The organism is Paenibacillus swuensis, from assembly GCF_001644605.1.
In the GTDB taxonomy this organism is placed as follows: domain Bacteria; phylum Bacillota; class Bacilli; order Paenibacillales; family DY6; genus Paenibacillus_N; species Paenibacillus_N swuensis.
In genome coordinates this window covers 3,980,211-4,006,081 of the sequence record NZ_CP011388.1, presented here as the reverse complement: position 1 = coordinate 4,006,081, position 25,871 = coordinate 3,980,211, and the positions used below count along the sequence as shown (strand labels likewise).

The 25,871-nt window shown below is 46.3% G+C and carries 24 protein-coding genes; all 24 read left to right on the top strand.

The features are described from left to right. Positions 1 to 51: 51 nt before the first annotated feature. Positions 52 to 1,137, top strand: coding sequence for a Gfo/Idh/MocA family protein (locus tag SY83_RS17900; RefSeq protein ID WP_068609007.1), 1,086 nt, complete (start codon positions 52 to 54; stop codon positions 1,135 to 1,137). A gap of 39 nt (positions 1,138 to 1,176) precedes the next feature. Then, on the top strand, positions 1,177 to 1,998 hold the full coding sequence (locus SY83_RS17895) for a TIGR01457 family HAD-type hydrolase (RefSeq protein WP_068609005.1): 822 nt from the start codon (positions 1,177 to 1,179) through the stop codon (positions 1,996 to 1,998). A gap of 35 nt (positions 1,999 to 2,033) precedes the next feature. After that, positions 2,034 to 2,843 carry a DNA-formamidopyrimidine glycosylase gene (mutM, locus tag SY83_RS17890; RefSeq protein ID WP_068609004.1) on the top strand — a complete coding sequence of 270 codons (810 nt, stop codon included), beginning with the start codon at positions 2,034 to 2,036 and terminating at the stop codon, positions 2,841 to 2,843. A gap of 27 nt (positions 2,844 to 2,870) precedes the next feature. Beyond that, entirely contained in the window at positions 2,871 to 3,716 is an 846-nt protein-coding gene (locus tag SY83_RS17885; RefSeq protein ID WP_068611179.1) for a deoxyribonuclease IV, read from the top strand. 8 nt (positions 3,717 to 3,724) lie between these two features. Further along, positions 3,725 to 4,039 (top strand): thioredoxin family protein, encoded by a 315-nt coding sequence (locus SY83_RS17880; RefSeq protein WP_068609002.1) that lies wholly within the window; start codon positions 3,725 to 3,727, stop codon positions 4,037 to 4,039. 17 nt (positions 4,040 to 4,056) lie between these two features. Beyond that, complete coding sequence (locus SY83_RS17875; protein ID WP_068609000.1) at positions 4,057 to 4,821, top strand: ABC transporter ATP-binding protein; 765 nt, start codon at positions 4,057 to 4,059, stop codon at positions 4,819 to 4,821. A gap of 34 nt (positions 4,822 to 4,855) precedes the next feature. Then, positions 4,856 to 5,899, top strand: a complete 1,044-nt coding sequence (locus SY83_RS17870) for an SAM-dependent methyltransferase (protein WP_068608998.1) — start codon at positions 4,856 to 4,858, stop codon at positions 5,897 to 5,899. A gap of 192 nt (positions 5,900 to 6,091) precedes the next feature. Beyond that, a complete protein-coding gene (locus SY83_RS17865) occupies positions 6,092 to 7,597 on the top strand; it encodes a serine/threonine protein kinase (RefSeq protein ID WP_068608996.1) in 1,506 nt (501 codons plus the stop codon). A gap of 134 nt (positions 7,598 to 7,731) precedes the next feature. Continuing rightward, positions 7,732 to 7,857, top strand: a complete 126-nt coding sequence (locus SY83_RS23675) for a hypothetical protein (RefSeq protein ID WP_269453459.1) — start codon at positions 7,732 to 7,734, stop codon at positions 7,855 to 7,857. Positions 7,858 to 7,885: 28 nt separating this feature from the next. After that, entirely contained in the window at positions 7,886 to 9,004 is a 1,119-nt protein-coding gene (locus SY83_RS17860) for an AAA family ATPase (RefSeq protein WP_068608994.1), read from the top strand. After that, on the top strand, positions 9,001 to 10,248 hold the full coding sequence (locus SY83_RS17855) for a TadA family conjugal transfer-associated ATPase (protein ID WP_068608992.1): 1,248 nt from the start codon (positions 9,001 to 9,003) through the stop codon (positions 10,246 to 10,248). Before SY83_RS17860 ends, SY83_RS17855 begins: the two co-directional genes overlap by 4 nt. 9 nt (positions 10,249 to 10,257) lie before the next feature. After that, entirely contained in the window at positions 10,258 to 11,157 is a 900-nt protein-coding gene (locus SY83_RS17850; RefSeq protein WP_082882600.1) for a type II secretion system F family protein, read from the top strand. Beyond that, on the top strand, positions 11,121 to 12,026 hold the full coding sequence (locus tag SY83_RS17845; protein ID WP_157279883.1) for a type II secretion system F family protein: 906 nt from the start codon (positions 11,121 to 11,123) through the stop codon (positions 12,024 to 12,026). Before SY83_RS17850 ends, SY83_RS17845 begins: the two co-directional genes overlap by 37 nt. Positions 12,027 to 12,044: 18 nt before the next feature. Then, positions 12,045 to 12,260, top strand: a complete 216-nt coding sequence (locus tag SY83_RS17840) for a Flp1 family type IVb pilin (RefSeq protein ID WP_068608988.1) — start codon at positions 12,045 to 12,047, stop codon at positions 12,258 to 12,260. Positions 12,261 to 12,262: 2 nt separating this feature from the next. Further along, on the top strand, positions 12,263 to 13,273 hold the full coding sequence (locus tag SY83_RS17835; RefSeq protein ID WP_068608986.1) for a TadE family protein: 1,011 nt from the start codon (positions 12,263 to 12,265) through the stop codon (positions 13,271 to 13,273). Next, complete coding sequence (locus SY83_RS17830) at positions 13,266 to 15,335, top strand: hypothetical protein (RefSeq protein ID WP_068608984.1); 2,070 nt, start codon at positions 13,266 to 13,268, stop codon at positions 15,333 to 15,335. The genes SY83_RS17835 and SY83_RS17830 overlap by 8 nt, the downstream gene beginning before the upstream one ends. Continuing rightward, positions 15,305 to 15,982 (top strand): hypothetical protein, encoded by a 678-nt coding sequence (locus SY83_RS17825; protein WP_157279881.1) that lies wholly within the window; start codon positions 15,305 to 15,307, stop codon positions 15,980 to 15,982. The genes SY83_RS17830 and SY83_RS17825 overlap by 31 nt, the downstream gene beginning before the upstream one ends. 11 nt (positions 15,983 to 15,993) lie before the next feature. Continuing rightward, positions 15,994 to 16,515 carry an A24 family peptidase gene (locus tag SY83_RS17820; protein ID WP_082882598.1) on the top strand — a complete coding sequence of 174 codons (522 nt, stop codon included), beginning with the start codon at positions 15,994 to 15,996 and terminating at the stop codon, positions 16,513 to 16,515. An 11-nt stretch (positions 16,516 to 16,526) separates the two neighbouring features. Further along, a complete protein-coding gene (locus SY83_RS17815; protein WP_068608980.1) occupies positions 16,527 to 17,807 on the top strand; it encodes a DUF6382 domain-containing protein in 1,281 nt (426 codons plus the stop codon). A 99-nt stretch (positions 17,808 to 17,906) separates the two neighbouring features. Then, positions 17,907 to 21,083, top strand: a complete 3,177-nt coding sequence (locus SY83_RS17810) for a DEAD/DEAH box helicase (protein WP_068608978.1) — start codon at positions 17,907 to 17,909, stop codon at positions 21,081 to 21,083. Continuing rightward, positions 21,059 to 21,808 (top strand): SWIM zinc finger family protein, encoded by a 750-nt coding sequence (locus tag SY83_RS17805; RefSeq protein ID WP_068608976.1) that lies wholly within the window; start codon positions 21,059 to 21,061, stop codon positions 21,806 to 21,808. Before SY83_RS17810 ends, SY83_RS17805 begins: the two co-directional genes overlap by 25 nt. Beyond that, positions 21,805 to 23,754 (top strand): hypothetical protein, encoded by a 1,950-nt coding sequence (locus tag SY83_RS17800; RefSeq protein ID WP_068608974.1) that lies wholly within the window; start codon positions 21,805 to 21,807, stop codon positions 23,752 to 23,754. The genes SY83_RS17805 and SY83_RS17800 overlap by 4 nt, the downstream gene beginning before the upstream one ends. Positions 23,755 to 23,768: 14 nt before the next feature. Continuing rightward, positions 23,769 to 24,233, top strand: a complete 465-nt coding sequence (locus SY83_RS17795) for a hypothetical protein (protein ID WP_068608972.1) — start codon at positions 23,769 to 23,771, stop codon at positions 24,231 to 24,233. 32 nt (positions 24,234 to 24,265) lie between these two features. Further along, positions 24,266 to 25,864 carry an Hsp70 family protein gene (locus SY83_RS17790; protein WP_068608970.1) on the top strand — a complete coding sequence of 533 codons (1,599 nt, stop codon included), beginning with the start codon at positions 24,266 to 24,268 and terminating at the stop codon, positions 25,862 to 25,864. The last annotated feature ends 7 nt before the right edge of the window (positions 25,865 to 25,871 follow it).

The following is a 25,871-nucleotide window of genomic DNA, read 5'->3' as shown; positions in this document are numbered from 1 at the left end:
TTTTTGATAACTACTGAGTTTAACGATTAACCCATGAGGAGGAGATTCTTTATGAAACCTATACGATTCGCATTTGTAGGGCTAGGCGCGATAGCCAAAACCCATATTGTTGCTTTAAGAGCACTGCCTGTTATTATGAATTTGCCATACGTACCTGTGCTCGATACCTTGGTTACCCGTAATCCTGATGAAAAGCGCGCACAAGCTGAGGCAATGGGCTTCAAACATGTTGTGTCTTCGTTGGATGAGGCGCTGGAAAGCAGAGATATTGACGTAGTTGATATTTGCACACCCAATGCAATGCATTTCGAAGACGCGATGAAAGCGGCTAACGCAGGTAAAGCGATTTATCTCGAGAAGCCTTTGACGGAGCGTTATGAATCATCACAGCAGTTGACTTCTCGTATTTCAGAGAAAATAACGAATCAAGTAGCTCTGGTCTATCGCTTTCATCCCGGGGTCATACGCATACGTGAAGCTCTCCGTTTAGGACTGATAGGGGAAGCTCTTCAATGCCAAGTATCTTACCGTAGGTCAGGGTATCTTAACGCAGAGCGGCCGGTAAGCTGGAGATTATCCTCTGACGTGTCCGGAGGAGGGGCCATAACCGATCTTGGCGTGCATGTGCTGGATGTGATTCGCCATTTATTGGGTGAGATTGATTCCGTCAAAGGTTCGTTGAACACGTTCGTTAAACGACGGCCAACGGATGCCACTCTTGCGAACTGGGTAGATATGAAAGTGGATGATTACGCGATGATGAATGTTAAGTTGGCTTCAGGCTTAGAGGCATCTGCGGAAGTGTCCCGAATTGCCTGGGGTTCGGAAGCTTTCGAAATCAACATATACGGAACGAAGGGCAGCATAACCTGTGATCTCGAGAAAGAATATTTCCCAAACATTCGTATGTTGGACGGTTCTTCACCCGCAGCAGTCAAGCCGCAGGAACTGTCATTGGTTCCAGATGACAAAACAACAATGGGCATGAGCCTGGATTGTCATCTGGGCGGATTGAACCACTTCCTTCATCGGTTGAGCGGAGATCGACGATTTAACGGCTTGGCGCCTCAGGTACAGGATTGCCTTATCGCGGAATATTGGATTGATCAAGTGTTGAAGGACCATGCCAAAAAATAACTTGAATATGTTGTACTTGAACATTCGGAGGACATATCCATGATCAAAAATTTCGGGAAGAAGATCGGTTTGTTTATTGATCTAGACGGTACCGTTTATCACGGGGCGCGAATGATTCCTTATGCGGATCAGTGGATTCGAAATGTGCGAAGCGAAGGAATTCCGTTCTTGTTCGTCACGAATAATTCATCACGTACGCCGGTCGCAGTAGCACAGCATTTAATTGGGATGGGCATTGAAGCCTTACCGGATGAAGTGTATACTTCGGCTCAAGCCGCGGCACAGTACGTAAACGAACAACAGCTTGGCAAGGACATCTTCTGTATAGGTGAAATCGGTTTAAGGGTAGCCCTTCAAGAAAAGGGGCTATCATTATCCGACTGCATGGACGATTCTGTGGATGTTGTTGTACAAGGGATTGACCGTGAATTCAATTATTTGAAATTGGAAAAAGCTGTGACCGCTTTATTAAAGGGAGCTTCGTTTATCCAGACAAACCCGGATCTTCTGCTGCCCTCGGATCATGGGCTTATTCCGGGAGCGGGTACACTTGGCGCATCCATACAAGCCGGGAGCCGTGTCAAGCCCGTTGTTATAGGTAAACCTTCTCCGATCATCATGGAGTATGCTTTAGCTAAGCTTGGTTGTTTACCGGAGCAAGCCATCGTCATCGGAGATAATATGTTTACTGACATTGGCGCAGGGAGGGCAGCGGGTTGTCATACTGTTCTGGTGTTGACAGGTGTAACCACTTCCGCAAATTATGACGAGCAAGTCCAACTCGCCGGTTTCGAGCCTGATCATGTCTGTAAGGACATAGAGGAGCTCTCAGCGTATATAAGCCTTAAGAATCGGTTATAAGTAAAGGAAGAACTTACCTTTACGGAGGAATCCTTATGCCTGAATTACCTGAGATGGAAACCTACAAGGCTCTGCTAAGTAAGAAAACGGCCGGCCGAACGATTACTGCGGTATCCGTGGAGAGGCCAAAATCGGTTAATATGACGGCGCAACAGTTTATAGAACAAGTATCCGGGAGAACCATTACCGGATACGACCGACGTGCGAAGCAACTGCTCTTTCTGTTGGATGACGGTCGCTTAATGGCGTTGCATCTGATGTTAGGCGGCTGGATGTTTTATGGAAGAGAAGAGGACAAGCCGGATCGGACTTCTCAGGTTATATTATCTTTTGGTGAAAACCAACTCTATTTCATGGGCCTTCGCTTAGGTCATTTACACTTATATACGCAAGATGAAGCCAACCAAGTTTTTGCCGAGCTTGGTCCTGAACCCACGGCTCCTTCGTTTACGGTAGAGGCCTTTGCGGCTTTGTTATCCTCCAAACGAGGGGCTTTAAAGACGAAGCTGCTGGACCAATCAATCATAGCCGGCATCGGGAACTGTTACTCCGATGAATTGTGTCATCATGCCGGAATCCGCCCGGACCGCTCTATTGGGGGGTTGTCTCAAGCGGATTACGCTGCGTTGTACCGTTCTATGCATGCCGTATTCGAAGAAGCAATTCAGTATGGCGGTTATATGGAAAATCCCCTGTATGTGGGAGATACGCTGACCGGAGGTTATAATGACCGTTGTAAAGTATATGACCGGGAAAATCAGCCTTGTTACCGTTGCGGACAGCCGATCGTGAAAGAAATGCTGAATTCGCGCAAAATGTTTTACTGTTCCAATTGCCAACGCTAAGGAGAGAAGCTATTGCCTAAACCGCGAATCTATGCCGGCAGTCATATCAGTACAAGAAAGGGCTATTCAGGAGCAGCGAAAACGGCTTTGGCAATGGGGGGGAAGGCGTTTCAATATTTCCCGAAAAATCCGCGCAGCCTCAAGGTTAAAGCCTTCAACCGTCCTGACGCGGAAGCCTGCGCGTCGTACTGCCTGGAACATGATATATTATCGATTGCCCACACACCCTACCCAACTAGCACCACGGCGGATACAGCCGAACTGTTTCAAGCGAATGTAAATTCGCTCCTGAACGATTTAGAGATTGCCGATGCTTGCGGCTCCGTAGGTATTATTGTCCATTTCGGGACGTATAAAGGAAAAGATCCGTTACAAGGCTACCGAAATATATTACAATTGCTGAATGAAGTTCTGGATGCATGGCATGGAACAACATTGCTTCTCTTAGAGAATCAAGCAGGTGAAGGTGGACCGATGGGGACGACCATGGAAGAGATGATGCAGATTCGCAGTTTGTTGAAATCTCCGGCTAAGGTAGGTTTTTGTTTCGATACTTGTCATGCTTTTGCAAGCGGCTTGTGGCCGGAGGATGATTGGAACGGTTTGGTCATGAAGGGAGAAGCAATAGGGTACTGGGAACATCTGAAGGCCATTCATCTCAACGATTCACTTTATCCTTATCTGTCACACCGGGATCGGCATGCCAACATCGGTAAAGGGTACATAGGCGAAGAGCGTATGCGATTACTTCTGCAATCGTCCATTCCGGATGGGATTCCGGTCGTTCTGGAAACACCTTCTTCCATGGATGGGACGCATAGGGATGAAATTGCAAAGATTTATCGGTTAGCGGAGATTGGGAATGAAAGTTAGGGGAAATCATGAAAGACATTACGGAGCTTGAAGCGGAAGAGCTGCGATTTCGCGGGGATTTTGCACTTTTTTTATATACGCCTTTATGCGGAACTTGTAAGGTAGCCATGCGGATGCTGGAAGTTATTGAAGCTATGCATCCGAATTTAGAGTTGTATCGGACGAATGTGAATTTCGCTCCCGGTTTAGTGCAGCGGTGGAGAATTACGAGTATCCCGTGCATTCTTTTATTCCAAAAGGGCCGGGTAACGAAATCCATATATGCGATGCATTCGGTAGACGGATTATATCAGTTGTTAAAGCCAATCATTGAACGCTCATAGGGAGAGGATGTTCCAAGATGATTGATCTAAATCATGTTTCACTTCGCCGGGAGGAAACGCAGATTTTGGACGATGTCACGCTTACGGTTCGTAAGGATGAGCACTGGGTGCTTCTCGGTCGTAACGGTTCTGGCAAAACTTCTATTCTAGAGATGATTAACGGCTATGTGTTCCCTTCATCGGGTACCGTAAAGGTGCTTCACTCTATCTACGGTAAAGTGGATGTAAGGGAAATTCGCCGTAAGATTGGATATATATCACAGTCTCTCATGGATAAACTGGCGTTAAGCGACCCCGTCTGGGAAGTTGTAGCTACAGGGGAATTCGGGTATTTAAGGTTTTATGAGCAGATTCCCGAGGATTTGAAAGAGAAAGCCATGCGTATGCTTGCCTTTGTGAAGCTGGAACACCGCGGTACGCATTTATTGGGCACATTATCACAAGGCGAACGTAAGAAAGCTATGCTGGCCAGGGCGTTAATGGCAGATCCAACCCTATTAATTATGGACGAGCCTTGTTCAGGCTTAGATTTATTTGAACGGGAACAATTATTAGTGACAATCAATGAATTGAACATGAAATCCGTTACCTTATTTTACGTTACACATCATATGGAAGAAATCATGCCGTTGTTCACACATGTCGCTTTACTAGAACAAGGCAAACTTATTGCTGCCGGCCCCAAAAGGGACGTGCTTACAGAAGAGAATATCAGACTGGCTTATAACGTGAATGTTGATTTGGAATGGCATCAGGACCGGCCTTGGATCCGGGTTATCTAATACATAAATATGAGAATGAGAATGAGGTGCCCATTTGACAGAACAGCATCGGGAAGGATCAAGTTCCCGTTTCATAGGTACAAGTAATATAGGTTATGCTCAACAAGCCCAGGAGGAAATTCGGCGTTTGTTTGGAAGCGCGCGTTTTAGCTATATTGTGCCTTCCGAAGTGTTTATCATGGAGTTGAACGTTAGAGAAAAACAGGCTGTACAGACATTGACAGAACAGGAGCCTATGTTTCTGCGGCATTTTCATCCGATTCAGGCGGAATATATCCAGCTTGAAGGAGACGAGATTAACGCTGAGTTGTTAAAGGAACAGCTGTCATCATTATGTATTGCGGTCTCAGGCAAAAATATCGCGGTCCAAATTCGCAGGCTTCCCCAGAGTCCATTGGGTAAAGAAGCCATGAAGGAAGCAGTCGAAGCCGTGTTTCGCGATTGTAGGGATGTTCAGATGGTATTGAGGGACGCGGATCTGATCGTGTCGGTTTATGCCACCATGGATCGGATTTACATGGGCATTTCCAAACCGCTGGATAATCTGTCGGATTGGTCCGGGGGCAGTATCCGATTTCGCAAAGAGGAAGGTCAAATCTCAAGAGCTAAATTTAAACTGCTTGAAGCGGAGCAGAAATTCGGTTTCTCTCTGGACCAGTTTCATAAAGCTTTGGATATCGGGGCGGCACCCGGCGGTTGGACATCACTGTTGTTGGAGCGCGGCTTAACGGTTACAGCGGTCGACCCGGCTTTCATGGCGCCCGAATTGTTGAAGAATCCGAACCTGAAACATTTGAAAAAGAATGCGGGAGAGGTCCAGTTCAAGCCCGGTGAGTTTGATTTGCTTGTCTGTGACATGAGTTGGAGCCCCAAAATGATGTCGAAGTTAATATCTGAGCTGCTCTACGCTGTGCGTCCTGGAGGCAACTTGGTCATCACGGTAAAGCTCATGCACAAGAAGGCTTTCCAGACTGTACGCGAAGTGCTTTCCAGTTGGGAAGATTCCGTTCAACTGCTGCAGGCGAAGCAACTTTTTCATAACCGAGACGAGCTGACCTTATACTTAATGAAAAATTAATATAATGTACTGGAAATATGTACTAACTTTAGTATAATAAGAAGTAAGGAAAGCATCCTGACAAGCGTTAGCTGTGCTGTTGCACGCTCACGGGCTTGAAGGGGTGCTTTCATTCGTTTATCACCACCTTTTGTCCGTATGAATTGGACAAGAGGTTATTTTTTATGGAGGGAGAATGAAAGGAGGGTGTTCTTGAATCCGAATAATAACAGGTTACAGCCAGGAACGATTTTGGCAAATCGATATGTAATCCGCTCTATTTTGGGTGAAGGAGGTATGGGCGTTGTTTATGGTGCGGAAGATCTCAAATTAAACGGTAAGCTTTGGGCTATCAAACAGAGTTTTAACAATGTCGGAGGGATTGAGGTTAGTTCTGAAGAAGCGATGGTCTTGATGCAGTTAAAGCATCCCATGTTGCCGGATATGATTGATTATCTTCCTGCTACTGATTATGGTACGGATTTTTTGGTGATGGAATATGTGGAGGGTGAAACGTTGCAGGCGCATTTCGAGCGTTTAAACAAGAAACTTCCACATCCAGCAATAAATCAGTGGATACTTCAGCTCTGCGACGTGTTTCAATATTTACATGAGCAGCCAGTCCATCCGTATGTTTACCGTGATCTAAAGCCGTCCAACGTTATGATTGATCAACGCAAAGGGATACGGTTAATTGATTTTGGCATAGCACGAACATATAAGGCCGGACAGCAGCAAGACACAGTTCCGATTGGTACCGTCGGGTTCGCGGCACCGGAGCAGTTTAACGGCAATCAGTCGGATCATCGCTCTGATTTGTACGCCTTGGGAGCGCTAATGTATTATCTGTACAGCGGCGGTCACTATGCTATGCCGGGTTGGGTTTCACAAACTGAATTGTTAGAAATAGAAGCTGTGGAGCCACAACTATTGCAAGTAATCTCCAAACTGCTACGGGTAAATCCAGCAGAGCGATATCAAAGCGCATCGGAGCTGAGGTCGGATTTACATCAAGTAACACAACATTCAATGCAATCCATATCTCCTCAAAGTGTTCGTAATCCTGAACGTTCTGTTTTTAATAAACCGATGAACAAGAAGATTGTGGCATTCACAAGTGTTTACCGTGGTGCGGGTGCTTCATTCGTGCAACACGCGGTAGCTAAAGGACTAAGCGCACATGGTGTGCCGCACGCCGTTCTGGATTTCAGGCATTCATCCGACATTCTTGAATATCAACATAAGATGCTGGCCGCTAAAGAACCATTGGTGCTCTTAGATCTTTCTTTAGAAACACTCGGGAATATAGACTTGGAGCAGGTGGACATGTGGTTCCTGATTGCAACGCCGATGCCGGCTGTGTGGACTTTGAATGAGGAGCAGTGGGTGCCTGAGCGAATTGACTATTTAACAAAGCAAGGAGGCAAGGTATACTGGATCGGGAACAGGGATGTCGTCTTTCCTTCCCGCAAACGATGGCTTCAAAGCTTCCCTGAACAACCTGTATGCTTCATACCTGATATCCCTTATCTTCATTGTGTCGACTCTTTTTGGAAACAAAAATCTATATTAGATCTCGAAGAATACGCAACATCAGTCTTGGAAGCGATTGTTCCTGTTCTGGAAATTTTGTTGCCCCAATCTTCTCGTTTAGAGACAGCGACAATCAAGCACAGATTAATACGCTCTTTTCACCGAGTACTGATACAAATGAAATAGTTGTTGCATAAATGGTATATATTATATATTATAGAAATAATTATAAATTCATGTCTCGGAAGCACCGCGGACAGGTTGACCTAACCTGATTCTGTGTGTGCTTTTTCTGTGTTTACTAGAACGTGAGGTGTGTGATGAACTGGACTAAATGGCATCCGGAAATTCCTGTGTCAGGTAAGGAAAGAAAACAAGCCGGTATTGTGATTGGCATTGCCGGCCTAATCCTGGTATTTGGGGGCTTACTGCAACATCTGATGTGAAACTATGAACCGAAAGGAGCTAAAAGATATGCAAGTCTTATGGGCGGATCCTGATCCTGATTATTTAAGCAGGATTGCAAACTATGTAAGATCCACGCCTCGCTTTAACAAGCTGAATATTCGTTATATTTCGGAATTGGAGCAAATGTCCCAACACCTTCAGACTGGTTTACGTACGGACATCACACTTGTTTGTTCCACATGGATCAGCGATCTGGAATTCGAGCTTAAAGCAAGTACCCAATGTCTTATCGCGATTGCGGATTCAGAGACAGAATTGTATAAAGAAGGACTTTCCTTTGTTAATAAGTATCAATCCGTTGATGATCTTTTTAGTAAAGTATATACGTTATATGCAGGAGCTTTAGGTGACCGATCCTTGTTTAAAGATAACGCAAATAGGGAGCAAGATACGAGGATTATATCCGTCTTCTCGGCTACAGGAGGTTGCGGTAAAACTACAGTTGCCATGAATTTGGCTCATCTTCTCTCGGAGCGTCAAGAAAACGTGTTGTACCTTAGTCTAGAGTCCATCCCATCTACAACTGCATGGTTGCACGGTTCAGAAGAGGCGGGTTTTTCGCAAGTTTTATATTACCTTAGACAAGAAGATGCCGCTCTTGAGCAACAACTCAAAGCATGTATACAGAAGGATGAATATACTGGCGTTTCCTTTATCGCACCACATCATTCCGTCAGAGAAATGCAGCACATGGAGTCAGCGGATGTGAGGAAGCTTATAGCAGCATTACAACAATTAAATCAATTTTCATATATTGTTATGGATTTGGAATCGTGTTATCACAACAGGATTTTGGAATCCATGGCTATGAGCGACGCTGTGCTGTGGTTGGTGTTGGATGATTTGCACTCAACCCGGAAAGCCAAGTTATGGTTAACGGAAGCTAATTTGAATCAGCCCCAACAACTGGAGCGTATTCGCCAAGCAGCTCGATTTTATACCAACAAATACACGGGTGCGTTTCGGGCTTCTGAGGATCAAGAGGATGTCTTAATTAGTGGTTTGCTCCCTTATATCCCTCAATGGAAGAATGTACGTAATCGTGAACAACAGCTTTCTAATCGAATATTTAATGATAATCTCAAGCAGGTCGTTGATGTTATTTCAGGGCGTAGTGCCGTATGAATGATATCTTATATTTTCAACTAAGGGAAGAAATCAGGGGAGAACTGAACCAGGTTCTTTCTTTGGATGATGAACAATTGAGAAGATGTATTGAAACCAAAGTGCTCCATTCTTTCGATACCCGGTTGCTCACGTTTGAGGAAAAGAGAAACGCTGTTGAACGCATATTCAACACCTTTAGAGGGATGGATGTTTTGCAACCGTTGTTGGATGATCCCACAATTTCTGAAATCATGATTAATAGTCACGAGGAAATTTTCATCGAACGGTATGGAGCTGTACACCAATTACCTCTCATGTTCGAATCCAGAGAAAAACTTGAGGATATCATTCAAATGATCGTATCCAAAGTAAACCGAATTGTTAATGCGAGCTCTCCAGTTGTAGATGCCCGTTTACCAGACGGTTCCCGTGTTCATATTGTTCTTCCTCCACTTGCACTCAAGGGTCCGACGGTCACCATACGTAAATTCCCCGAGAAGATGATAACCCTTCAACAACTCACGGCATCCGGGTCAATCACCCAAGAAGTTCATAAATTACTAACTACACTGGTGAAAGCTAAATACAATATTTTTATCGGAGGAGGCACAGGTTCTGGAAAAACAACGTTCCTAAATGCATTATCATCATCCATTCCTTCAGATGAGCGTGTAATCACGATTGAAGATTCAGCAGAGCTTCAAATTAGCAATGTACCGAATTGGGTTGCTTTGGAAACGCGAAACGCCAATACGGAAGGGAAAGGCAAAGTATCGATGAGCGATCTTATTCGCGCTTCACTCCGCATGCGCCCGAACCGAATCATTGTGGGTGAGGTAAGGGGAGCGGAGGCTTTGGATATGCTGCAGGCGATGAACACCGGACATGACGGTTCATTATCCACGGGACATGCCAATACAGTAACCGACATGCTCAGCCGTCTGGAAACGATGGTGCTTAGCGCAGCCGATCTGCCAATAGGCGTCATACGCAACCAAATTTGTTCAGCCCTTGATATTATGATTCACTTGTCGCGGTTGAGGGACAGGACACGCCGTGTTACAGAAATTTCAGAAATCGTCGGTGTGGTACAAGGTGAAATTGTGTTAAATCCTCTCTACCGATTTGAGGAGCATGAACCATATGAAATTGCGTCTGATTCCAAAAAGTCAACTAATGATGTGAAGGGGGCTTTGATTTCTACAGGTAACAACTTAATCAGAAGGCATAAACTTGAGATGGCGGGCCTTGGGAAAGGGTGAAGAAAATATTTGTTAGGATTTATTGCTATCGTCTTGGCAGGGTTGGCGGGAATCGTATTATGGGGTAAGGAGCGGATATCTCAGCGGGCGATTGTACTAAAGACAAGTTCTGTCATTAAGGAGCATGCGCCAACGTCAGTTCAACCGAAATCCGCTCAAGTATATACAGCCAAAAATTATGATGAATACACCCTCGTTACCCACGAGAAATGGATCGTTATTTTCCTAACCGCCTTGATTATGTTCATTATCGGCTATCTGTTCTACAAGAGTATTGTTCTATCTGCGGCGCTAAGCTTCATCTCTTTGAAGGCTCCCGGAGTTTGGATTCGCAACCGAATTCTCAAGCAGAAAAAAGAGCTGCAGCTCAGCTTTAAACACTGTTTATACTCCATATCTTCTTCGTTGTCAGCAGGAAAATCCGTCGAGAATGCTTTTAGAGAAGCCATTGTTGATCTGACTCTGATTTATCCTGATGCCGATCTGGCCATGGTTCAGGAAATGGAAGCGATTGTACGGAAAGTGGATAATGGATTGCCCATTGAGAAAGCCTTAAGCGATTTGGGAGCGAGAGCTCATCTGGATGAAATCAGCAACTTTACCGAGGTGTTTAATATTTGCAAAAGAACCGGCGGAGATTTAGTGGAAGTTGTGCGTAAAACAGCCCATATGATTGGCGACAAGCTGCAAATCGAACAAGAAATTTCGGTCATGATCGCACAGAAAAGGTTCGAATCCAAAGCGATGTGTGTCATTCCTTTTGTCATTATCGGATTTTTAAGCTTCGGATCTCCGGATTATATGCAACCGCTATACACGCTTAAAGGCCACTTTGTCATGACATTGGCGTTAGCCGTCATTGGTGTTGCCGGTTGGCTGTCCATGAAAATTATGAATTTAAAGGTGTGAACGAGTTGAATTCATTCTTTCTTTTGTGGTTCTTGGCCCAGTCTATCGCCTTAGTGATAGGGATCGGATTCGTTTGGAATTTAAAGCCGCATCCTGATAATCAATCTAATAAGATCCGCGCCCGACTTGAGGCATTAAGCTGGTTCTTAATTGAGTATCTGCACATTAGACGTCGGTTCGCAACTTGGGTTTCAGCCATCATTCAAAAGTTAAATTTACTTCCGTCGCAGGATCGAATGCAGATTCGAATCCAAAGATTTCTTAGTAGAATGTTGTGCTATATGTTGTTGTGTCAATTATTTTTTAGCGGTATTGCCGCCATTTCTTCTGATGGATGGGTTATGTATATCGCTGGCTTAATCCTGACAAGTGTGATCCCATTCCTTAGATGGCAAAGTCTGAACAAGAGCATCGGTGAACGAAAGAAACTTATAATCAGAGATATGCCGGAGCTGCTGGACAAAATGTGTTTGCTAATGAACGCGGGTGAAACGATACAAGGAGCTCTTATGAAATGTTCTAGTCACGGAGACGTGACAAAGCCCCTTTATGCAGAGCTGCGACAGGCAGTAACGGAACTGGACAGAAACGAATCCTTCGGCCGTGTCATGGAGGACTTTAACAAGCGTTGCGGCGTTCAGGAAACCGCAGTATTCGTAAACACGATATTAATGAATTACCGTAAAGGGGGTGATTATTTTGTACTTACATTAAGAGAACTGTCAAGACAATTATGGGAAAAGAAAAAAGCGGAAGCCAAAACAGCAGGTGAAGAAGCTTCGGCCAAAATGATTTTACCGCTCATGCTGATCTTCCTGGTGATCTTAATTGTGGTCGCGGCACCAGGTGTCATGATGATGAATTCTTAAATAACAGGAGGAACGAATATGAAATGGATGAACAGAGTTAAAGCGTTATGGAAGGAAGAAGAAGGTTTGGGAACGTTAGAAATCATTATGATCATTGCGGTTATCCTCATTCTTGCAGTAGCATTTCGCAAATGGATTATCGGATGGTTTGAAAAGCTGCTGGGACAAGCTAATGAACAGCTTATCAACAACACCGATACGGTAGACGGCACGCTTTTGACGCCTCCAAAGTAATTGTGCGTAAAATTATTCAAGGTAACCAAGGGGCGTTAACAGTCGAAGCTTCTCTCGTATTTCCGGTCGTTTTGCTCCTTACGCTGAGTTTAATTTTCACTTCCGTTTTCATTTACCAGAAGAGCGCCATGACCGTCATTGTCAACCAAGCAGCTCAGCGAACAGCTAACCATTGGAACAACAGCTTTCGCAGCTATAACACAGGACATTATTCGCTTGGACAGGCAGACGGGTTATACTGGCGAAGTCTTCAGGACAGCAATTCGGACACATTCAACTTCTTATGGCCCAATCAACCTTCCAGAGTTGAAGTGGGCGGGGAGGGAGTTATGGAGTCATCGGGTTTGCCGGAAACGAAAATGGCCAAAGCCTTGAACGAATTTCCGCAAGGATTGAATGGTCAGATGGCTTACTCCAATAAGATGTTTACCCGTTATGTTACTGTTAGGCTGCAGAGCCCTTTTCAGATGCCGCTTGTGTCGGCTGGATTATGGGGAACAGCAGGTCTGCAAGCCGAAGCTAAAGCTGCCATCGTCGAGCCGTCAGAATTTATACGCAGTTTGGATTTCGTTAGAACGTATATGCCTTATATTCAGCATTATATGAGTCGTACACAACTTCAACTACTCTTGAATCGATTTAAGACCGCGACACCAGTACAAACTTCAACTCAGACTTTGGCTTTCAGAACTCATAGTGAAGCAAAGCAATTTTTGCAGAATACGGTAGGAGGTCGCGGATCTTCGGCTACGACAGAGCAGACCGGCGAATGGCGTATGATTGATGCGCTGGATTCCGATGGCGTAGCCCATCAAGCTTACATCGGTTACCAAAGCTCAACCCGATCTTTAAGGGATCAGTTGACTAAGGATTTGGAGCTGATGGCTACGGGGAAAGTAAAGGGAGTGGTGTGGCATTTATTCAAGAAAGACGGCAAAGAGCAATGGGGATTATCCAAATCCCTGCAAAAAACATTGGAGCAGAAGGGCATCATCATCGTCAAGCATGGTTAAGTCAGCAATCCGGCATGTAGCGAATGATCAAAGAGGGGCTATATCCATTTACCTGATTGTCATAACCGGAGTGTTGTTTTTGTTCACAACTTTACTAATTGATTTTACACGCATCTATGTGGCTGAAAGACAGTCTGAACATGCTCTGTATGCATCTATGAACTCCGTGCTCTCCGCTTATGATTCATCATTGCAACAGTATGGTCTGTATGGCGTCTCTATAAATGAAGAAGACCGGGTATTAATGGCGCAGAAGATCATAAAGCTCAATCTTCCTGACCGGACAGCCTCAGCGTTTCAGTTTACGAATACCTCATATGTGGATAACAGTATCCGTCTGCAACCTTTGCATAGTTTAGCTAATCCCTTAGCGATCCAACATCAGATTCAAGAAGATATGAAGTATAAGGCCCCCATTGAGTATACCCGCCAGTTGTTGGACAAATGGAGAGGTCTCCCTGATGCCGCGATGATGGCAGATCAATATGTAACATACGCGTCGGAGGTTGACAAACTGGTAAAGCTCAGGGATCTGCATTTAAAGCAAGCCTTTACCAAATGGAAATCATGGGAAACAGACTATCTCAGATATGCGGCAACAGACGAGGAGCGTTATGCTCAGCTAGAGAGAGCAGAACTACAATTACAATCATCAACGTTAAACACTGGGAATCCTGTGGAGGAACAGAAGAGAATGCTGCAAATCCAGCAATTAAAAGTTACAATTAGCGAACTTGAGAGTAATCTTCAATCTTCATCACAACAGCAGCACGAGATGAACTTGGCTATAACCCGACAGATAGCGCATGAACTGGATTTAGCTTTGCGCAAGGATGAGGAGTTATCGGTGAAGTTGGCCGAAGCAACCCAATCCTTGAATCAACCGCAAGTTACAAGTTCAACCCAGGGGAATCAGGGTTTACAGGATTCATTAAATACAATAACTGTAATGGGTTCTGATTATTACACGCTGTATAAAAGTCAAATGGCTTCTATTTCTTCCGCATATAGCAACTACCATACAAGGACTGTCACAGGCGTTTCAACATCTGTGGATCATTCCGCACATCTCCTTCATGCTCGCTCTGTATTCCAGTTGCGAAAAGACGCGGAAGGACCCCGGCTTACGGCCGCAGAAAACGAAGAGCACAAGCGGGAAGAAGCAGTGGGACAAGCCCAGCAAGCTATGAACGATGCCAAGCATCAAATGGCCATAACAGGCTGTGACTGGCAAGATGTTAATTCATACATGCAGTTAGAAGGACCTGAGGGTTATGCTGTAAGTTATCGTAATGGATCCCCAGCCACTGAACCGACGAAGTTAAACCCGCTCGACATTCCCCCAGAGACCTCCGGTAAGAACTCCATAGGAATATTATCACGCGCGCTGCAAGGCATTGAAACGATAAGAGACACGCTGTACACCAACGAATATATACTCCAAAATTTTAATTACCGTACAATTGATTTTGATATGCGAAAGGTGCCAAAACCGAATGTTTTGTCGGATCCGCAATCACATCCGCTTCGCAAACAGGAAGTTGAATACATACTTTACGGCTTGCCTTCTTGCCATGCGAACATGGCGGCGGCTTACGGTGAGATGTACGGGATTCGACTCGCTGTTCGTACTATCGAAGCTATACTTAGTCCCAAATCCGCTGGATCCGCTTTAACGCCGTGGTTGTTGTTTTTATCAGCTTTGGCTGAGGGCGCTTCAAAAGCATCAGCGGATCTTAAGTTACTAACGGAAGGGAAAGAAGTAGAACTTATTTCAAAGATGCCTACGATTCAACTGAGTTATAAGGACTATTTAAGATTATTCTTATGGATGAACATGAACACTTCATCACAGTTGTCCAGAACGCAAGCCATGCTGCAACTCAATACAGGAACGGATTTGCGTCGGGCAACTTTATATATGCAAGGGGAAATGAAAACCTCAATGCGGTTATGGTTTATTCCAGGGATGATCTCCCTGATGAAATGGGGGAATGCGGTAGATGGAAAGGTTCGGGGAAATCAGTACGAATGGATTACAAGGACAGCGCATTCGTATTAAAGGGAGGAAACAGCATGTGGCGGGGCAGCAAGGGAAGTATTGCCTTGGAAGCAGCGGTTACGATGCCCTTCTTTCTGGCATTTGTCATTGCGTTGACGTCCATGATTCAAATGTCCATTACGCAACTGGCGTTGCATACGGCAACAAGCGAGACGACGAAGATCATTGCGGCACATATGTATCCTGTTGAGTTACTGGTGGAGGGCGCGAAAGCGACCGGGGCGGGTCAGACGATTATGCAAACGGTAGACCATGTTAAATCAGCAAGGGAAGCGGTATTGCAGGCGGAATCGCTTTTCGGTGATTTTAGTTTTCTGGTACCCGATGCCATATTGGATCTTGCCGTTTGGGCTGAACGTTTCAAATCTAAAATTCAAACCCAAGCCCAAGAGGGAATCGAAGACGCATTGATTGCTTCTTTCCAACCGCTCTTCAGGAGCTTTGCAAACCAATCCTTACCCCAAACGACGCAGTTGCGTAAAGAACAATTACGGATTGTTAAGATTACCTTTCCGATCCCCGGCAATCGGGAGTATGCAGATTTCGGGATTGTTGCAGAGTATACATTTAAGCTCAACATCCCTTTCTTCCATAAGCAAATTACATTGCGAGACCAAGCCTATGAACGGGTTTGGGTAGGTGAATAGGAGGAGATTCGTTGGATACGGGTTCTATTGTTTTACTGAGTGTGTGTATGTTGATCGCTTTAATCACAGATACCACGCGCATGATTATCCCGAATACCTTAACAGTCGGAGGCGCAGCCGCGGGTCTGCTTTACCACACTACGATTTCAGGATGGGAAGGATTTCTGTTTTCATTCGCGGGTTTGGCATCCGGATTCGGATTATTGGTTCTGCTTTACGCGTTCGGTGGCATCGGTGCGGGAGACGTTAAATTATTTGGAGCCATCGGTGCTATAACCGGGACTTTATTTGTAATCGAGTGCCTCATGTATTCTATTATTTATGGTGCTTTTATAGGTATCCTTCTCTTTATTATCAAAAAACAACTGTTATACCGCATTAGCAAGATTTATTATCAAATGATTTCTCTCATGTGGGCGGACAAAGTAAAGATCCGCTGGAGAAACGGAAGTGAAAACCAATACATGCAGTTTCCATTTATGTATGCCGTATTTCCGGCAGGACTTACGTCATTATATTATGCATTCATGTAAGGAGGAGGGACATGAACAAGGCAGTTCACGGAATACGTTACGATTATGAGAGGTCGGACACATTATATCTAGTGGTTCTACCTGTAGGTACGGAAGAGGTGGATCCGATCGCTTTCAAAATGATTCTGAAGCATGCAATACCTACGTTAATCCCCTTTTCAACAGAGACCTGGAATTCACAAACCAAATGGTTGTACCGGATCGGTTCTGAGAAGCCCTTGTCTTCTATATTGAAGATCAAGGAAAGGACACAGGAGGAAAAGATCCGTTTCTTCATTAAATTGATAGGACAATTAGAAGCACATGCCTCTTACCTTCTTTCAACGGACCAGTATGTATTGGATGATGAATTAATCTATACAAATGAGAATTTGGAATATACAAAGTTTGTTTGTCTCCCGTTAATTTCAAACACCTTACATACAACAACGCACAATCAAATTAAACTTCTATTCGAAAAGTATTTAGGGGATGTCGTACGCGACAACAAGGATATGCAGAGCTTGATGAATCATTTAACGAATTCCGAATTCAAGTTATCTGAAGTAAGGGAACGATTGGCAATGGTCTTGCAACAACAGCCTTCTGAGCTTACAACTGACCAGTATCGACCATTTCTTCCCGAAACCGAGTTAACAACCGAAGCGGAACAACAACCTTTAAGCTCACTTCAACTGAAAATCCGCTTTTCTTTTATTTTGGCATTGTTATCTTTGTTACTCTGGGTAGGCATACAGCGGATTTTTGGATCTAACATGGCATACATCGGCACCGGAATCCTTCTGTTGTCGGTTGCTGGGTGGCTATGGAAAACAGTAAATGAGCCCGAACCGGAGACAGGTATAACATCGCTGATCCATGAGGATACAACAGACCTTCCCATGGAACAATACTATGCTGATTTGCATATGAAAACCGCCTTATTGCCTAAACCGGACCAGACGGTTCTATTGACTATGTTAGAAAATCCGCCGGAATCGCAAACGAGAAAACCTGCTGTCTTGGTTATTGGCAAAGGAACGGAGAAAATACAAATTCCTTTGGAACAGGAATCCTTCATTATCGGCCGAGCACAGGAAGAAGCGGATTATGTTGAACAGGCCATGGGAACGTCCAGGCTTCATCTGGAAATTACATATGGAGAACAGCAGTACGAAGTGCGGGATTTAGCTTCGGTCAACGGCAGTAAACTTAACGGAGAAGCATTGGTACCCAATAAAAAGTATCTGTTAAAAGACGGGGACCGGATTCGGCTTCCCGGAGCGCAATATCTATTTAAAATGGAATTTTAAAGGAAGGAGCAGGAGGCTTGTAAGTTGTTTATAAGGCTAAGGTTTGTTATGCTGAAGGAATAACCTAAATCTGTAAAGCTGTTGAGAGAGGTAGTCATCATGATTTTCATGGATGGCGTTTGGTCACAAAGGGCGGAACGCGAAGGAATGCCTTATTATCAACTGAATATAACCATCTCTGGAGAAGGAACGGACAATGGGACCCGTGAACAAGCAAGTACGCTTAAACGGATCGCGGAGGCTGTTCCTGCTTCAGTGTGTCCGCATTTAATAACGGCGGAGGATCAATCTTTACTCCAGTTAACACCGGACTCCAAAAATATCGAAGAATTTTTATCATATTTGTTAACACTTGAAAGGGATTATGACGCGGAGCTTCACATAGGGCTAAGTAAAATGATGTCTCTGTGGATACGCTGTGCTGAATTACTGCTACAGACGTTAAGCAACGGATCTTTCCTGCCTACTGTCTCGATTTATGAGACTAGTAAGGAAAGTTCTGTGAGGTTTGAGGAATCGGGAAATTTGGCGGATCCGGGAAGTTCAGGAAGTTCGATAGCCTATTGTGCTGTCTGGGAGGTTCTCTTGGATTCGCCGGAGCTTCAGTATCGGTTACATCACCTGATCGAATCGTTCAGAGATGATGCGGCTTTGGCTGAGCGCATGCTGCATGATGCGAGGTCGTTTGTTGCGGTTTGCGCGGATCTGTTTATCCGCGCGCAAGCGGACCGTGAAACGGCTCAATCAGCGCTGAAAGCGATGAATCCCCGGTTCACGGTCCCGTTGACGCCCGCGGAGCATTGGATGCATTCGCTGCTCACCGACCCCGCTCCGCGGGCTGAGGGAGCTCTCGAATGGATCGCGGGCGAGGTCAGGTCGTGGACGCAAGCGGCGCAGCGCACGCAAGAGCCGCACGCGTACACGACCTGCCTGCGGCTGGAGGAGCCGACAGCCGCACAGGATCCCTCGGCGAAGCACGCCGGGAGCTGGCGTCTTTCCTTTCACCTGCGGGTGAAAGAAGACGACTCCCTGCTCGTGCCCGCCGAGGCGGTCTGGCGTGAAGCTGCGGATGAACTCGTCATCCGCAGCTTCCGCTTCAAGCAGCCGCAGGAACGGCTGCTTGCCCAGCTTGGCGCAGCGGCGCGGGTGTTCCCGCCGCTGCGCGCAAGCTTCGCTCAGCAGGCACCCACCGGCTGCCCGCTGAGCCTGGAGGAAGCCTACAGCTTCCTCCAGGAGGCCGCGCCGCAGCTGCAGCGGCTTGGCCTGGCCGTGCTCGTGCCGGCCTGGTGGCGCAGCCGCCCGCGCTGGGGCGTGCAGCTGCGCTTGCAAACCGCCGCCGCCAGCCGCGGTGACGATCCGCCCGCCGACGCCGTAACCGTCGCCGGCGGACGATCCGCCGCTGCCGGCGTGCTCGGCTTCGCCTCGCTGATGTCCTACCGCAGCGAGCTGGCGGTAGGCGAAGACGTGATCAGCCGCGAGGAGCTGAGGCGGCTGATCGAGGAGCGCCCGCCGATGGTGCGGGCCGGCGGCGGCTGGGTGCCGTTCCGGCCAGAGCTCGCGAAACGGTTTCTGGACCGCTACGGTCCGGACGGCGAAGGGCAGATGCCTTTCGCGGAAGCGGTCCAGCTTGCGCTCGCTACTGACGCAGATGCGCACCAAGAACAGGATGCGCATCTGCTCGCGTCTCCGCGCGTTGCCGATCTGCCCGTCCGCAGTGTCATCGCGGAAGGAGAAGTCGGCCGTCTGCTGTCGCGGCTGCGAGGCAAAGAACCCTTCCCGGCCAGAGATCAGCCAGTAGGGTTAAAGGGCACCTTACGCCCTTATCAGACGCAGGGCTTCCGTTGGCTTCTGTCAATGCGGGATTATGGCATGGGGGCTTGTTTGGCTGATGACATGGGGCTAGGCAAAACCATTCAATGGATCGCTTATATGCTAAGTTTATACGAGCATCGCGAATTGCAAGGGCCTTGTCTGCTGATTGCGCCGACCTCCGTACTGGAGAATTGGCGCCGGGAGCTGGAACGCTTTGCTCCCGACCTTAAGCCGTGGTTACACTACGGCAGCGGCAGACTGGACGCCGATGCTTTAAGTGTGCAGTCACAAACAACGCCAATTATTCTCACATCCTATGCCACCGCACTGCGGGATGAAGCTGTATTAAAAAGCATCACTTGGGATGTGTTAACTTTAGATGAAGCTCAAAATATTAAAAATACAGGCTCCAAACAAACAAGGAGCATACGTACATTACATGCGCGCCACCGAATTGCTTTAACCGGTACTCCTGTTGAGAATACACTAAATGAATTATGGTCCATTATGCAATTTTTGAATCCAGGTTATCTAGGCCCGCAGGAAGAGTTCAGATCGCAGTTCGCGATTCCGATCGAACGCGAGGGGGATGAGGGCAAAGCATCCGCTTTGCAACTTCGGATCCGACCGTTTATATTGCGGCGGGTGAAGTCGGATGAAAGCATCATACGTGATTTACCGGATAAACTGGAATCCAAAGAGTATTGTCCGCTTACACGCGAGCAGGCGAATTTATATGAGGCGGCCGTTCAGAAAGTGTTGCGGCTTGCGGAAAGTTCGGAAGGCATTCAACGTAAGGGAGCTATACTCGCCGCCATTACACACCTCAAACAAATCTGCAACCATCCCGCCCATTTCTTGCGTCAAGGGGAGCCCGACCCTGCGCGTTCGGGCAAATCGCTGCGATTATTGGAAATGTTGGAGGAAGTGTTCGGTCGTAAACAACGGGCTCTGGTGTTTACGCAATACGCACAGATGGCCCGCCTGTTACATGTGATGACAGAAGAACACTTCGGTACCGAAGTGTTGCTTATGACAGGGGATGCATCCAAGAAACAGCGGGATGAGATGATTCGTCGCTTCCAAGAAGACGAAGAGGCGCCGTTACTGTTTATTCTGTCGTTGAAAACCGGTGGCTTCGGAATCAACCTTACACGAGCCAACCATGTGTTTCACTACGACCGGTGGTGGAATCCAGCTGTGGAAAACCAAGCGACTGACCGCGCGTATCGAATCGGACAACAGCGTAACGTACAAGTGCATAAATTCATCACATCGGGAACACTGGAAGAGAAAATCGATACCCTGATTGAGAATAAACAACAATTAGCGGAGCATGTTGTCGGGAAAGGTGAACAATGGCTGACGGAATTGTCAACAGAGCAACTTCGTGAAATGTTTACCTTAGGTAAAGAATTGCTGGTGGAGGAGGATGAAACATGGATGAAACGATCTCGTGGATAAGTGAATGGGAATCATGGATTCTTCAGTCTCTGGAAGACACAAAACTCGCTCAACAAGGTCGCCGCCTCGCCGCCGAGCAGAGGGTTCAACAACTTTCCCTTAAACCAGGGTTTGTTACCGCCAAGGTGCGCGGAGATAAGCCACGTCCTTTTCAGCCGCAGATAACCGGGTGGAATTACTCCTCAGCTGCTCAAGAACAATGGATAAGTATGCTGTGGAACGATACGGAGATGCAGGCTCAACTACTAATGAACGAAATACCTTCAGGTTTACAAGTTGCATTGGCTGAAAAGTCGATTCGCTTACTCCCGGAGGCTTCCAATCTTGATTTTGTTTGTACTTGTAAGCCGGGTGGCATGCCATGTGAGCATAGCGCCGCATTGCTTTATGAGACGGCAAATATACTGGAAGGGGATCCGTTGAAACTGTTAAATCTTCGTGGAATGGACATGAATGAGGTGTGGCGTTCATTCCGCATCAAACGCGGAGCCAGCTTATTGATAGAGTCAGGAATGGATCAGAATCCCCAGAAACATAGCAATGACGCACATGTTGACGTTGAATCAGACTCACGAACTCAGAGATCGCCAATGGCATTTGCCGAAGATTACCCTGTTTTTTGGAACAAGGATGCAGGACTTCGTAACGTACTGGATCCCTTATATGCCAAAGTACGCGAGCGGGCGGATCAATTGAATCTGGAAATGCAAGAGGAGACCCAATGAAAACCTATCTCACCACAGATTGGCTTCGTAAATTTGCCGGAACCTACCGAAGCTCATCTTTTCAGGATAAAATAGCCTATATTGCAGCTGAGCCCAACCCCATGATGCTTGTGGAATGGCTTCTGTTTCCGCCTGAAGAAACGTTGCGGTCCGATGTGGGCTTCCAGCGTTCACCCGGGATGTTCAAAAACAGTTACGTGCCCTTTGACGAAGTGTTCTTTCATCAACTGTTATTTGAGACGCTGTTTAATATGCAACCGAAGCGTGGTACCAAGGATGACTTGCTGTTAACGGCGGTTTATGATTTACAATCCTTTCTTAAAAAACCAGATCGTTTCGAACAGGCTATCAATGATCTTCAACAGCGGGTAGAACAAAGTCTTGCAGCTTTCGGCCGGTTCACTGAACTGTTGGATAGAGAAAAGGAAAAGTTAAATGTTGAATATCGCTCACAGCTGTATGCCTTAAATGCTGATACGGATTTGCCTGAAGATGAGAAGGATTTCCGCAAACAAAATGCTGCGGAGCAGTGGAGGCGCAAAACGGATGAATTGCCGCGCAAATTGCTGCAGAAGCACTTTGACAAGGAACATCCGATGGTAGCTTATCTTCATTACAAAGGCTGGGCTGACCCCCGGTCGCATGTCATGCCGGCAATGGAAACCATGAATTCCATCCATCCTACGAAGCACAATCCCAATTCTAATTCTATAGAACAACAGACTCCACCCGGTTTACTTCGGTATATTAATGAACATTCCTCATCTTATCACGAAGTGATTGACAAATTTTTGACTCAAGAAGTTGAGGCTGAACGCTTTATCTCTTGGTTTATCGCCGTTGCCTCAAAGGGCGGCATGAACCGTGGTGAAGATGAGGTGTCCGAAGGAAGACGGAGATGGTGGGCCGGGCTGCTTACCTTATTATCGTTATCGGATACGGATGCCGCCCGGTCTGTTCCTATGAATATACAAACGGCCTGTCTTGAAGCGGTATTTCACACCTCAGGCTTTGAAGATACACTTATGGCTACTCATGAAATCCCTGTATTCTTTGCGGATCTTGTGCTTGCCGGGTTACCTGTACCCGAACATCGCGAATGGTTGAGAAACAAAGTCATTCTGCGTCATTGGCAACGCTTTGTTAAAGAATTTACCGATAAGGAGTATCAGTTCCTTCATCTTGCCTGGGTGTTATGCCTTGATCCGGTTAATTTACAACAACGCTTGTTGCGCTCCGACCAGTCTCAATCGACGGAATTTATTATTGACCGGTGCTGTTTAATTTTTGGAGACGCTGTCCGCAGAGGTTTAAGCGATGAATTAACGGTCCCGCTCTTTCAATATTTCGCCGTGCATGACAAGGACTTATTGTATTCGCTTATTTATCGGATGAAGCATCTGGAAGAGGTCAAACCGCTCTTATCCGTGGAAGCCCGATACCTTGGGACGCTGTTTCATGGCGAGAATATCCGTGCCGCGGGGTCAAGAAAACATTTGGCATCGCTTCTGCTGCAATCTTTGTTCTCCAAATCAAACCTTTCCATGGAGGATTCCATAACTTCCGTTCAACGATGGACAGCTGAAAGGGTGAAGGAAGATCAAGCTATGCTAGCCTTAACGTTTCTTGAGAAATATGCGGAAACACATTGGCCCGTTGAAGCAGCCGCATCACTCGCGTCGATGGCGAATATACGCTGGTTAGGCGAGTCTAAGAATGCTTCAGAGGGTCACCATTGGGTATTGGAGCAGCTTAAAGACAGATCAGAACGGATTGCCTTTGAGGCGGCGCCGCAGGGGAATACGGATGAATTAAATTACCGGATTATTCGTCCCGGGGCGGAGGACCAGGCATCAGGCGAGATACTGGCAAGAGCTGTCATCCGTGCTGAATGGACAGATGCATCAGCGATCTCCAATATGTTGGATGATCTTATGAATTTGTAGGGGGCATGACCGTTATGTTTAACCGGTTGAAGCAAGCCTGGCGCGCAGCACGATCCGCTTACAGGCTTGAGCCGTCCGAGGGTTTCCTTTTGCAAGAGAAACAGACTGAAGCCCTGATTGAATTACATGCGTTATTCCGGTTGCGCGAACCCGAAATGAAGTCTGCGTTTCCGGATCTGGCTTATACATTACATGAGCTCTTGCAATCAAACCGTTTATGGGAATGGTTTCCTATAGCGGGTACTGCGCAGGGAACTTCAGAATTAATCGTTAATGATATGACCAGACGTCCAGAAAACTACACCATTATTACGAATGACACAACAACCAGCAATGAGTTAAAAAACTATCGGCTGTTATCTCCCGGAATCAGGGATTTGAAATCGGGAAAAGCCTTATATAAAGCCAAAATTGCAATTTATCAACAGCGAAGCGCGGAATCGGCAGAGGACTTACTGAATGATTTAAACGATTTATAATAATTTTGCAGCAAAGGAGGCTTTCACGTTATATGGCTAAATATTATGTTGGCATTGATTTGGGAACCACGAATTCATCAGTCGCGATCTTAGATCCTTATACGGGCGAAGTGGAAATGAAGAAAGTGGATGTAGGCGAAACACCGTTTATGGTAAGATCCATCTTATCCAAGGATGAGGCGGGGGAGTGGTTACTGGGTAATCAGGCCGCAGCTGTGGACCGTCTTCGCAGCCGATCTGTATTCTCAATCAAAACAGAACTGCGCCGGGATATGAATTTCAAGCTGAAAGTGGATGAAGACAGCTACGATTTACCGGAGCTATACGCCATATTTATTCGTACTTTGCTGCGTAAGGCCGGCATTGATCATCCTCGTAAAGTGGAACGTCTGGCTCTTAGCATCCCCGTCAATTTCGACGAAAACCGCAAGAGTGTTATGGAAAAAGGGGCAGAGAAACTCGGAATCCCACGCGAAAACATCTGGTTTCTCGATGAACCCGTTTCCGTACTTTGGGATTGTAGAAATATTCCGGGACAGTACGTGCTTGTGTTCGATTTTGGCGGAGGTACGCTGGATTTGGCTGTTATGGATAAGTATGAGACCGAGGAAGAGAAGGAAGGCGCCGCTCAAGTGCTTCGCGAACTCACGGGTGAGGGCGCTAACCGTTATACCGGCAAAGTGGTGGCCAAAACAGGGCTTGATATCGGCGGGGATGATCTGGATGATACCATTATCCGATATTTCATTGAGCAAGGGAAAGAACAGGGTAATCCGATCTGCCAAAGCCTGAGTCTCGATGTCTTCGATGACCCTGAACGTCTGCACAAACTGAAGAATCATCCGAAGTTCACCTTCTATTATCAATTAAAAGCGGTTGCCGAGAAAACGAAAAAGGCTCTTTCCGACAACGATGAAATTTCTTTATCGATCCCGCCTCTGGTTCCGGGTGTTGATGAAGGCATCAAGGGCATCACTTTAACACTGGAACAATTCTTGATCGGATCGGAACGTATTCGGAATGCCATGTTGGGCGGACTTAAGACATTGAATGATGAATTTGCCCGAATTACAGGTCTTAACCGTCAAAATATAGATGCTGTTCTCCTTTCCGGAGGATCTTCCTTAATTTCATTTGTTCCAGATCTGCTGGAGGAGCTTTACCCTAACGCCCGGATTGTGTGGGATGAAGAGCATCTGCAAACCCGGATTGCCCGCGGAAATGCCAGATACACAAAGAGCGAGGGCGAAATTCTCGTCGGGGATGCCATTAACGCGGCTTACGGCATTTATAATCATGCGGGGAAAGAAACCATTCCGATGATTGAAGCTTCAGAACAATATCCGGTACGCAAAGTCAAGCGTGTGGCAACTACGAAACCGAATCAGACGAAGATTGAAATTGTCCCTATGGTACGCAAAGGCGCTGAGTTCGAACCGCTTCGGAAAAACGGAAGTCCGATTTTTTGGCGGATGAACATCCAGCCTCATCAGCAAACGTTGGATTTAAGCCGCATATCTGTAACCTACGCTATAGATAAATCACAAAGATTACGAATCACGGCCTATGATCATCTGTTCAAATCCGAAATAGGCGTGGAAGAAATTTCACTCTCTGACACAAGCGGCTAAAAATGTG